Source organism: Psychrobacter sp. KFRI-CH2-11, from assembly GCF_038239325.1.
In the GTDB taxonomy this organism is placed as follows: domain Bacteria; phylum Pseudomonadota; class Gammaproteobacteria; order Pseudomonadales; family Moraxellaceae; genus Psychrobacter; species Psychrobacter celer.
Window position 1 is genome coordinate 796,742 of the sequence record NZ_CP151283.1, and the last position, 12,589, is coordinate 809,330.

Sequence of the window (12,589 nt, forward strand, 5' to 3'; positions counted from 1 at the left end):
TTAGCTTATGGGGTTTATTTATGAGCTGACGATAAGTAAATAGGTGGTATAAAGTAAAATATATACAGACAAGTTGTAAAGTATAGTCAGTGAAACATGATATCTATACCAGCAGTACCATAGTGTACTCAAAGTATTTTGACTAAGACATACCCTATATCAGCAAAGGATAAATCTGTGACCACACTCAAGTATATCGCTCATTATTCTGAGCACATCCAAAGCCAAGCGGCTCGGCTCATCAGTGAGGGCAGGCTGGGCGATTATCTAGAAAGCAAATATCCCAATCGGCACCAAGTGCAAAGCGATAAGGCGCTTTATCAATATATAAATGACATAAAAAACCAGTCTATGCGCAAAATCGGCCCGCTATCGAATGTCAGTTATAGTAGCAAATTAAAAGTCCTCAAACAGGCGCTGGGGGTTCATACCACGCAGTCTCGCGTCCAAGGCAGTAAGCTCAAATCGCACAACAGCATTACGGTGGCTAGCTTATTTAAAGACGCGCCGCCTGAGTTTTTGCGCATGATCGTCGTGCACGAGTTGGCACATTTTAAGGAGCATGAGCACAACAAAGCATTTTATCAATTATGCTGTCATATGGAGCCAGAGTATCATCAGTTTGAATTAGACACGCGTTTATGGCTGCATTGGCGTGAGTTGAGGTCTTAGTTTTATATTCATAAAACTTAATATAATTAACCGACTTTAAAACAGGTATAGTGTTACTTGTATTAACTTTCCTTGTGTACTAGCTTTATTTAAGTTTAACTATATATAGTTCTCACAAATATATTATTTTTTATGAATTTATATATATCAAATAAGGAATATAATTGAATTTAAGAGTTTAAGCTTTTATCATACGTATATTTAATTTCTGATGCTATAGACATAAAGCTAACTGGTTCATAGCGCAGCTCGGACTTCTGTTTTAAAAATATTGATTTAGTAAACCATAAACAAAAAGAGTACAGATTTTATGGCGTGCTGTGCGTGCGCTGCTCAATGCTTCGTAAAATTCATTCCAGTCCCACTGCATCGTTTTTATACTGAACTTACTATATCCTTAGAGTATAAAGTACTGCTGTCACTCTCTATAAGCCCGTCAATACAGGATTTGACTTGTAATTCTGATCGTATGTTTACATAAGCTTGCCTCACATTATTTGAATAAAACTCATCATACAGATATTCACGTGGCTCAGTAAAAAGTAACTTCTATTATTTAAATAACAACCATTCACCTTCTTATTATCTGACAGATATAACTTAATAGTAGGTTGTATAGCAGCAAATTATTTTCATTTATATAAATATGGAGTTTTCATTAGCTCTATATCTGTTTTCAGATAAAAGGTTATATTGATAGGATGAACAGAATTGAGCATGTGGATATATGTAGTAATATAGTAAATTAAATATAAAAATTGTCATCTTAGTAGCTATAGTTACATTTATTTTAGTTGTTTATAAAAAGCCTATATTTTTTCTGTCTTTTAATGCGTTGGCGATATAGGTTATTTCTATATAAGTGAAAAACTTTTTCAGTTGATAGCAAGGGAATTATGTCATGAATCGCAATTATAAAGTTATCTGGAACCGCTCGCTTGGTTGTTTTATGGCTGTCACAGAGTATGCCAAGAGCCGTGGTAAGACTTCTAATAGCGCTGTGAGCTCAAGCGGCCCTGCCTCCGATAACTCAGCAATAGGAGGTGTGCATTTATTGCAATTGAGTGCATTGTGTGTGGGGCTAGCTAGTGCTGGATTTAGTATGCAGGCATCGGCGGCTATAGGTGCTAGTTCAATAGATACTAACGAATGCCTTGTCAGTGGCGGAGTTAATACTGCTGCCAACAAGTCTACGGGTGATATTGCGGTTGGCTGTAGAAGCAATGCTTCTGGTTCAAACGCTATTGTTATAGGCGGTAATGCGACTACCAAAGTGGACTCGGGGACGCAAGGTGGTCAAAGTGTCGCTATCGGTTTTGACGCGCAAGCAAAGGGGGATCAATCTGTTGCTTTAGGTGCCAATGTACGAGCGTCGGGCAATTCGTCGGTAGCAGTGGGTGGAGATGATGTTGACAAAATTGCTAATAATACAGGACAGTCTGCACAATATACGGCTATTACTGGAGGGACTTTAACTGCAGGTCAGTATCCCAATACAGAGGCTAGTGGTGCAGGTGCTTCAGCATTTGGAGTGCAGTCAGTAGCATCTGGCAACTTCTCAAGTGCTATCGGTATGACATCAAAAGCCAGCGGCGCGGCCTCTGTAGCTTTAGGTGTTAATGCCAAATCCTCAGGAGAAGGCGCCCTAGCAATAGGCGCTGTTTCTAACGCTTCTGAAAAAGGCTCTGTGGCATTAGGGATCAACTCAAAATCAAGCGGCTTAAACTCCATTGCTATTGGTTCAGGCAGTACTCCAGCGACAGGAGCTAATTCATCAGGTGCGAATGCAACGTCGATTGGTAGTGCATCGAGTGCAGCAGAAGGCGCGACCGCTATTGGTGCTGGTGCTAAAGCTACCGTTAATGGTGGCGTAGCTATTGGTACAGAAGCGGTTGCAAAGATCAACTCAGGTATTAAAGGTTTTGATCCATCTACAGGTGGTGCAACGAATCAGACGTCAAACGTATGGCAGTCTACTCGTGGCGCAGTTGCTTTTGGAGATAGTGCTAATGGTATCACTCGCCAATTGACTGGATTGGCGGCAGGGACTAATGACTCTGACGCAGTAAACGTCGCGCAGCTAAAAACAGTAACGAATCAAACTTTTAAGGTTCAAGCTAATGATGATACAGCATCAGCGGTCAAATCAAGTGATACTATTAAGTTTGTAGATGGTAAAAATATTCAGATTACTCGGACTGATACAGGTTCCGGTAGTAATATTATTATTAAAACCAAAGATAACCTTGCTCTTGATAGCGTCACCACAGGCAACAGTGTCTTAAACAACAACGGCGTTACCATCACCGATGGTAGCAATATCACCGCTGTCACTAGTGCTGGCACTGAAGTCACTGACGGCACCAACACCAGTAACTATGGCGCTGATGGCTTTGCCATTGCTGGCGGTCCAAGCGTAACTAGCGCCGGTATCAATGCAGGCAATAAAAAGATCACCAATGTTGATAACGGCAGTGTCACTTTAAACAGCAAAGACGCCATCAACGGCGGCCAGTTGTTTGACTCAGCCGACTCAGTAGCAAGCGTCATTGGCGGCAATGCGGTGAATAACGAAGGCTTAATCACCTCAACTGACATTGGCGGCACGGGTTCAAACACCATTGATGGTGCTATTACCAACATTAAAGATGCGGCAACCAAAGCCAAGACCACCGTGACCGAAGGTGAGAACATTGTCGTCACGGAATCGACCAACCTTGATGGCTCGACCGACTACGAAGTGAAGACCAAGCGTGACCTTGCTCTTGATAGCGTCACCACAGGCAACAGTGTCTTAAACAACAACGGCGTCACCATCACCGATGGTAGCAATATCACCGCTGTCACCAGTGCTGGCACTGAAGTCACTGACGGCACCAACACCAGTAACTATGGCGCTGATGGCTTTGCCATTGCTGGCGGTCCAAGCGTAACTAGCGCCGGTATCAATGCAGGCAATAAAAAGATCACCAATGTTGATAACGGCAGTGTCACTTTAAACAGCAAAGACGCCATCAACGGCGGCCAGTTGTTTGACTCAGCCGACTCAGTAGCAAGCGTCATTGGCGGCAATGCGGTGAATAACGAAGGCTTAATCACCTCAACTGACATTGGCGGCACGGGTTCAAACACCATTGATGGTGCTATTACCAACGTTAAAGATGCGGCAACCAAAGCCAAGACCACCGTGACCGAAGGTGAGAACATTGTCGTCACGGAATCGACCAACCTTGATGGCTCGACCGACTACGAAGTGAAGACCAAGCGTGACCTTGCTCTTGATAGCGTCACCACAGGCAACAGTGTCTTAAACAACAACGGCGTTACCATCACCGATGGTAGCAATATCACCGCTGTCACTAGTGCTGGCACTGAAGTCACTGACGGCACCAACACCAGTAACTATGGCGCTGATGGCTTTGCCATTGCTGGCGGTCCAAGCGTAACTAGCGCCGGTATCAATGCAGGCAATAAAAAGATCACCAATGTTGATAACGGCAGTGTCACTTTAAACAGCAAAGACGCCATCAACGGCGGCCAGTTGTTTGACTCAGCCGACTCAGTAGCAAGCGTCATTGGCGGCAATGCGGTGAATAACGAAGGCTTAATCACCTCAACTGACATTGGCGGCACGGGTTCAAACACCATTGATGGTGCTATTACCAACGTTAAAGATGCGGCAACCAAAGCCAAGACCACCGTGACCGAAGGTGAGAACATTGTCGTCACGGAATCGACCAACCTTGATGGCTCGACCGACTACGAAGTGAAGACCAAGCGTGACCTTGCTCTTGATAGCGTCACCACAGGCAACAGTGTCTTAAACAACAACGGCGTTACCATCACCGATGGTAGCAATATCACCGCTGTCACTAGTGCTGGCACTGAAGTCACTGACGGCACCAACACCAGTAACTATGGCGCTGATGGCTTTGCCATTGCTGGCGGTCCAAGCGTAACTAGCGCCGGTATCAATGCAGGCAATAAAAAGATCACCAATGTTGATAACGGCAGTGTCACTTTAAACAGCAAAGACGCCATCAACGGCGGCCAGTTGTTTGACTCAGCCGACTCAGTAGCAAGCGTCATTGGCGGCAATGCGGTGAATAACGAAGGCTTAATCACCTCAACTGACATTGGCGGCACGGGTTCAAACACCATTGATGGTGCTATTACCAACGTTAAAGATGCGGCAACCAAAGCCAAGACCACCGTGACCGAAGGTGAGAACATTGTCGTCACGGAATCGACCAACCTTGATGGCTCGACCGACTACGAAGTGAAGACCAAGCGTGACCTTGCTCTTGATAGCGTCACCACAGGCAACAGTGTCTTAAACAACAACGGCGTTACCATCACCGATGGTAGCAATATCACCGCTGTCACTAGTGCTGGCACTGAAGTCACTGACGGCACCAACACCAGTAACTATGGCGCTGATGGCTTTGCCATTGCTGGCGGTCCAAGCGTAACTAGCGCCGGTATCAATGCAGGCAATAAAAAGATCACCAATGTTGATAACGGCAGTGTCACTTTAAACAGCAAAGACGCCATCAACGGCGGCCAGTTGTTTGACTCAGCCGACTCAGTAGCAAGCGTCATTGGCGGCAATGCGGTGAATAACGAAGGCTTAATCACCTCAACTGACATTGGCGGCACGGGTTCAAACACCATTGATGGTGCTATTACCAACATTAAAGATGCGGCAACCAAAGCCAAGACCACCGTGACCGAAGGTGAGAACATTGTCGTCACGGAATCGACCAACCTTGATGGCTCGACCGACTACGAAGTGAAGACCAAGCGTGACCTTGCTCTTGATAGCGTCACCACAGGCAACAGTGTCTTAAACAACAACGGCGTCACCATCACCGATGGTAGCAATATCACCGCTGTCACTAGTGCTGGCACTGAAGTCACTGACGGCACCAACACCAGTAACTATGGCGCTGATGGCTTTGCCATTGCTGGCGGTCCAAGCGTAACTAGCGCCGGTATCAATGCAGGCAATAAAAAGATCACCAATGTTGATAACGGCAGTGTCACTTTAAACAGCAAAGACGCCATCAACGGCGGCCAGTTGTTTGACTCAGCCGACTCAGTAGCAAGCGTCATTGGCGGCAATGCGGTGAATAACGAAGGCTTAATCACCTCAACTGACATTGGCGGCACGGGTTCAAACACCATTGATGGTGCTATTACCAACATTAAAGATGCGGCAACCAAAGCCAAGACCACCGTGACCGAAGGTGAGAACATTGTCGTCACGGAATCGACCAACCTTGATGGCTCGACCGACTACGAAGTGAAGACCAAGCGTGACCTTGCTCTTGATAGCGTCACCACAGGCAACAGTGTCTTAAACAACAACGGCGTCACCATCACCGATGGTAGCAATATCACCGCTGTCACCAGTGCTGGCACTGAAGTCACTGACGGCACCAACACCAGTAACTATGGCGCTGATGGCTTTGCCATTGCTGGCGGTCCAAGCGTAACTAGCGCCGGTATCAATGCAGGCAATAAAAAGATCACCAATGTTGATAACGGCAGTGTCACTTTAAACAGCAAAGACGCCATCAACGGCGGCCAGTTGTTTGACTCAGCCGACTCAGTAGCAAGCGTCATTGGCGGCAATGCGGTGAATAACGAAGGCTTAATCACCTCAACTGACATTGGCGGCACGGGTTCAAACACCATTGATGGTGCTATTACCAACGTTAAAGATGCGGCAACCAAAGCCAAGACCACCGTGACCGAAGGTGAGAACATTGTCGTCACGGAATCGACCAACCTTGATGGCTCGACCGACTACGAAGTGAAGACCAAGCGTGACCTTGCTCTTGATAGCGTCACCACAGGCAACAGTGTCTTAAACAACGACGGCGTCACCATCACCGATGGTAGCAATATCACCGCTGTCACCAGTGCTGGCACTGAAGTCACTGACGGCACCAACACCAGTAACTATGGCGCTGATGGCTTTGCCATTGCTGGCGGTCCAAGCGTAACTAGCGCCGGTATCAATGCAGGCAATAAAAAGATCACCAATGTTGATAACGGCAGTGTCACTTTAAACAGCAAAGACGCCATCAACGGCGGCCAGTTGTTTGACTCAGCCGACTCAGTAGCAAGCGTCATTGGCGGCAATGCGGTGAATAACGAAGGCTTAATCACCTCAACTGACATTGGCGGCACGGGTTCAAACACCATTGATGGTGCTATTACCAACGTTAAAGATGCGGCAACCAAAGCCAAGACCACCGTGACCGAAGGTGAGAACATTGTCGTCACGGAATCGACCAACCTTGATGGCTCGACCGACTACGAAGTGAAGACCAAGCGTGACCTTGCTCTTGATAGCGTCACCACAGGCAACAGTGTCTTAAACAACGACGGCGTCACCATCACCGATGGTAGCAATATCACCGCTGTCACCAGTGCTGGCACTGAAGTCACTGACGGCACCAACACCAGTAACTATGGCGCTGATGGCTTTGCCATTGCTGGCGGTCCAAGCGTAACTAGCGCCGGTATCAATGCAGGCAATAAAAAGATCACCAATGTTGATAACGGCAGTGTCACTTTAAACAGCAAAGACGCCATCAACGGCGGCCAGTTGTTTGACTCAGCCGACTCAGTAGCAAGCGTCATTGGCGGCAATGCGGTGAATAACGAAGGCTTAATCACCTCAACTGACATTGGCGGCACGGGTTCAAACACCATTGATGGTGCTATTACCAACGTTAAAGATGCGGCAACCAAAGCCAAGACCACCGTGACCGAAGGTGAGAACATTGTCGTCACGGAATCGACCAACCTTGATGGCTCGACCGACTACGAAGTGAAGACCAAGCGTGACCTTGCTCTTGATAGCGTCACCACAGGCAACAGTGTCTTAAACAACGACGGCGTCACCATCACCGATGGTAGCAATATCACCGCTGTCACCAGTGCTGGCACTGAAGTCACTGACGGCACCAACACCAGTAACTATGGCGCTGATGGCTTTACTGTTACAGATGCAACGGGTAACAGCAGTATCTTTAATCAAGGCGGCCTCAGCTTTACAGACACCCAAGGTGATGTAACCGGTCCAAGCATTACTGCAAGTGGCATTGATGCCGGTGGTTCTACCATCACCAACCTAAAAGATGGCATAAACGCTGGCGATGCAGTGAATAAAGGTCAGTTAGACGCTATTACTGGCAATATTACCGCAGGCGGGGTTCAGTATGATCGTAATACTGATGATACAGTAAACTACGACCAAGTCAGCTTCGCTGGTACACCAGCTATTGTCGGTAAAGATGACAATGATAACGACATCGTCGTTAGTGGTGGAACGACGCTTACTAACGTTGCCAATGGTATCAACGCCTCTGATGCAGTTAATAAAGGTCAGCTTGATAGTGTTACTAAGGTCAAAGTTTTTGATAAAAACGGTGATGAGATCACGGTAAATTTGGCAGATCAAGTGGTTAACAACAATGTAAATAACAATGACTTAGAATCTTTATTCTTAACCTACAATAAAGAAGGCCAAGAAGTCACTGATCGCTTGACCATCGGTGAGACGGTGCAAAAAATGAACACGGAAGGCGTAAAATTTGCGCATACCAATGCTAGTAGTCAAAGCAAAGGCGACATTGCTAATGGTGTAACCAATGACTCAAGCGCAGGTGGTCTAGACTCTACTGCCATCGGTGTCAACGCCATTATCGAAGCTGGCGCTGATAGCACAGTAGCCTTAGGTCATGACACGTTTGCCTCGGCCGATGCGACAAACTCTGTCGTTATAGGTAAAGGGTCAGAGGTAACAGGTGAGTCATCAATTGCTATTGGTGATGGCGCGCAAGCGTTAGGTAATCAGTCCATTAGTATCGGTACCGGCAACGTTGTTAATGGCGATAACTCTGGTGCCTTTGGTGATCCAAGTATTATTGATGGCAGTAACAGTTACTCAGTGGGTAATAACAATACAATTAATAGTAATGACACCTTTGTCTTCGGTAATAATGTGACTCAAACTGTCGAAGGCTCGGTAGTATTGGGTACCGGCTCTGCAGCGATGACGGGCGCGGGTATCGCAGGGTTTGGGGCCGTTAGCAATGCTGCTATTGCTGCCACAACCAGTACTACAGGCGCAGTTGCTGTGGGTGATGCGGCTAATAACGTATATCGTCAAGTCACTGGCGTTGCCGCAGGTACGGCGGATTCCGATGCGGTCAACGTCTCACAGCTAAAAGCAGTCAGTGATGCGTTGGGTGATAGCAATGAAGCGCTCAGTAACGCTGCCGTGCAATACGACAAAAACCCAGATGATACTGTCAATAAAGGCAGCATTACATTAGGCGGCGCAGCAGGTACCACTATCACCAATGTCAAAGGCGGCTCTATCGCTGCAGGTAGTACTGATGCCATCAATGGTGGTCAATTGCATAATCTTGGTAGCGATGTCGCGGGTATTATCGGTGGTGATGCAACTTATGATGCAAATGGCAACCTAACTGCTAATAATATCGGCGGGACTGGTAAAGGCAACATTAGCGATGCTATTGCTTCTATTAACCAAGGTAATGCTCAGGCCAACGAAGACATCCAAGTCAATGCTGATAATATCCAAGCCAATACTGACAGGCTCGATACAGGTCTTAGCTTTGGGGCAGACACTGGGGATAATATCAACAAGCCTATTGGTGACAGTAGTGCGCTTAAGTTTGAAGGCGGCAATAATATCACCACCTCTGCCACTGGTGACGGTATCAAGTTTGACTTAAACGGCAATATCAGTGTGGACAGTGTCACGGCTGATAGTGTGACCACAGGTAATACCACAGTCAGCAATAATGGCATCACCATCAAAGAGGGTCCAAGCATGACCACAGACGGTATCAATGCCGGTGATAAAACAATCACTGGTGTCGCTGATGGCATCGAAGTCAATGATGCTGTCAACCTTGGTCAGCTTAATGCGCTGGATGGGAAGCTCAGTAACAGCGTCAATGAGCTCGGTTACAAAATCAATGAAGTAGAAGACGATGCCAATGCGGGTATTTCGGCAGCAATGGCAATGTCGTCACTGCCACAAGCTTACATCCCTGGTAAGTCGATGGTCGGCGGTGGTATCGCCACTTATAATGGTCAAAGTGCCGTGGCAATTGGTGTGTCTAAAGTGTCTGACAATGGCCGCTGGGTCATTAAAGTCAATGGCACCGCAGATACCCAAGGCAATGCTGGCGGCGCAGTGGGTGCAGGCTTCCATTTCTAATCGATCATGCGATGTCGTGACAGCGTTTACCCGTGAGTAGACGCTGTCAACTCACTTATAAAACATATTTAGGGATGTATAATGAAAAAATCTGTATATCATTATGGCTTACTGGCAACGACGGCATTACTTTTTACGATGACGGGCTGTAGCCAAAAAAACATTTTGCCAACTTGGCACTTAACCGCTGGGGCGCAGCATGGCTCTGTCGATGCCGATGACTTGGTCTTTCCTGACCCCGACAAAGCATGGCAAAAAGGCGGTACTATCGTCAATCACGATGATGTTGCCAAGATTAGCGTAGGGACGACAAAGGATGAAATTTACAAGCTCATCGGTACACCGCACTTTAGCGAAGGTTTTAATGCTCGTGAATGGGATTATATCCTCACGTTTTATGATGCTGATAATAACGTAGAAACTTGCCAGTATAAGATTATCTTCGATGATAGCTATGAAGGCAGACTGCGTGATGATGAGTTCTTCGCCACTGAGTTTTATTGGCAGCCAGCATCTTGCGCAAAATACGCACAGTTTACGCCTTGATGGCTTGATCTGTATTCACGATTAAAGGCGCACAAATAAAAGCGCATAGATGAAAGAGTAAGGCATGGTGTCTTACTCTTTTTTGCTTTTGATGGTTATGCTTGACAGCTGCTTGGTGGATTACCTGATGGAGTCACAAAGATATGTGCTATGGTAGTCGTTCTAAAGATAAACCAAGTATTTCTAAAAGAGCTTATGTGGTTTCTTGGTTTTGCTATAAAAGGACTGGTAGCGTCAGTTTTTAATCTCATATGTTTATGATTAATGGGTGAAACATGGATGTTTTTTCATATTGGCAAGGGTCTTACCGCGGCCCTTACGCTAGTGGGGCCAATCATCATCGGAATGAAACCGTATGAGTATGACGATCAACGATAAAATACGATCCGATAGGATAGCCGATGAGTACACGCATGACGCCGCCCACACGTTCGGGTAAAGCAACATGGCTTGTCCCCGTACTGTGTCTGTTGGCGGGTGGGGCACTGATCGGTGTCTCGACCAATGTGGCAAAATATGCAGGAGTGGTGGGGCTGACACCATTGGCGTTTTTGTTTTGGTCGATAGCAGGTGCCGCTCTCATACTGTTGGTGATGGCTGTACTTAGGCACGAGTTGCCACCCTTGAGTAAACGCAGCTTTGAGTATTATGTTAGCGCCGCTTTGGTCAGTGTGGCGGGGTCTAATTTGTTGCTATTTTCGGCCATTCCTCATGTCGGTGCAGGGTTTGTGGCGCTGATTGTGTCGTTGCCGCCGCTGCTTACTTATCTGGCCGCGCTTACTTTACGCATGGAGCGCTTTGATATCAGTCGTGCGTTTGGTGTGGGGGCTGCGCTACTGGGGGCGGGAGTGCTGGCGGTACATAAATTATCTGCGCCAGACACCAGTATGTTTTGGGTATTGATCGCGCTGTGTGGGCCAGTGCTGCTGGCAGTGGGTAATATTTACCGCACGTTGCGCTGGCCTGCGGGTGCCTCTCCCCACTCGCTAGCGCCAGGGATGCTGTTGGCGGCGGCATTGCTATTATTATTGTGTGCAGCGTTACCGGGCTTTTCAGTGGCGTTACCGCATACAGGATGGCTGCCGATTGCTGTGATTGTCTTACAAGCGTGGCTCTTTGCTGGGCAGTTTTTGCTATTGTTTTTATTACAAAAGACGGGTGGCCCAGTCCTGCTTAGCTTATTGGGCGCGGTGGGCGCGGTCGTCGGCGTGCCAATCGCTATTTTTTTGCAAAAAGAGACGCCGCCTGAGGGGTTGTTTTTAGGCGCTTCACTGATTGCGGTAGGTGTGGTTTTGGTGACGTGGGGCGGGGTAAGAGTGACGGCGCGAGCAGCAAAAGACAGTGATACAAAACAGCAATAAGCAAAAAAGTAACTTATAAAGGAATAAGGACCGCTGAACAAGGAGCGTATATGTCGGCAACTAAAGAACAGATCGTCGCCTTTATGGCAGCAGAGTTTCCGCAGACCAAATGCGTGGTCGAGTCGGTAGATGATAAAGGGGCAGTGCTATCACATGATATTGGCATAGATGAGCTGCGCCCAGGTGGGACAGTATCAGGGCCTGTATTGATGAGCATCGCGGATGTGGCAATTTATGTGGCCATCCTCGGTAGGATCGGCATCGTACCTTTGACCGTGACCACCAGTTTGACGATTAATTTTTTGCGAAAACCCTCGTCTGAGGCTCGCATCATAGCGGAGTGTACCCTGATGAAAGTGGGACGCACCCTAATAGTGGGTGAGGTGTCGCTGTACTCAGAAGGCTCAAGCGATATGGTGGCTCATGTTGTCGGTACATACTCGGTGCCACCAGCGCTCACATAATGCCAGTCATACAACAAATCATTTAAAGTACTATTATCTGAATTACTATCATCTAAAACATTAGTGAAGTAAAGTTTATTGTTGTTTTCTAAAAAAGCTCTTAGCGTCACTGCTGAGGGCTTTTTTATTTGTATGGTCTGAATAATAGTAAACACCAGTTTTGTCATCATATTGTCATAACGGCGTCGTATCCTTGTGCTCACGATAAATCGTGGTTGCATCACACTCATATCTTTAGTTATTTATTGATATGTCGATAGCAGTCAACGCATAGC

Annotated in this window: 5 protein-coding genes; all 5 read left to right on the forward strand. The window is 46.9% G+C overall.

Going from position 1 to position 12,589, the window contains the following annotated elements; genetic code table 11:
* The first annotated feature begins 177 nt into the window (after positions 1-177).
* The 5 genes from AADH33_RS03370 (at position 178) to AADH33_RS03390 (ending at position 12,314) form a co-directional block, all read left to right on the forward strand.
* Complete coding sequence (locus AADH33_RS03370; protein WP_348549565.1) at positions 178-672, forward strand: M48 metallopeptidase family protein; 495 nt, start codon at positions 178-180, stop codon at positions 670-672.
* 901 nt (positions 673-1,573) lie between these two features.
* Entirely contained in the window at positions 1,574-9,943 is an 8,370-nt protein-coding gene (locus AADH33_RS03375) for a YadA-like family protein (RefSeq protein WP_348549566.1), read from the forward strand.
* Positions 9,944-10,024: 81 nt separating this feature from the next.
* Positions 10,025-10,489 (forward strand): outer membrane protein assembly factor BamE, encoded by a 465-nt coding sequence (locus AADH33_RS03380; protein WP_348549567.1) that lies wholly within the window; start codon positions 10,025-10,027, stop codon positions 10,487-10,489.
* Positions 10,490-10,890: 401 nt separating this feature from the next.
* Positions 10,891-11,850, forward strand: a complete 960-nt coding sequence (locus AADH33_RS03385) for a DMT family transporter (protein ID WP_348549568.1) — start codon at positions 10,891-10,893, stop codon at positions 11,848-11,850.
* Positions 11,851-11,900: 50 nt separating this feature from the next.
* Positions 11,901-12,314 carry a PaaI family thioesterase gene (locus AADH33_RS03390; RefSeq protein WP_100749932.1) on the forward strand — a complete coding sequence of 138 codons (414 nt, stop codon included), beginning with the start codon at positions 11,901-11,903 and terminating at the stop codon, positions 12,312-12,314.
* Positions 12,315-12,589 lie beyond the last annotated feature (275 nt).

Excerpts from the sequence above, each read along its gene's own strand:
- AADH33_RS03390 (WP_100749932.1), top strand. The coding sequence starts at position 11,901 with ATGTCGGCAACTAAAGAACAGATCGTCGCCTTTATGGCAGCAGAGTTT.
- AADH33_RS03375 (WP_348549566.1), top strand. The coding sequence starts at position 1,574 with ATGAATCGCAATTATAAAGTTATCTGGAACCGCTCGCTTGGTTGTTTT.
- AADH33_RS03385 (WP_348549568.1), top strand. The coding sequence starts at position 10,891 with ATGAGTACACGCATGACGCCGCCCACACGTTCGGGTAAAGCAACATGG.
- AADH33_RS03380 (WP_348549567.1), top strand. The coding sequence starts at position 10,025 with ATGAAAAAATCTGTATATCATTATGGCTTACTGGCAACGACGGCATTA.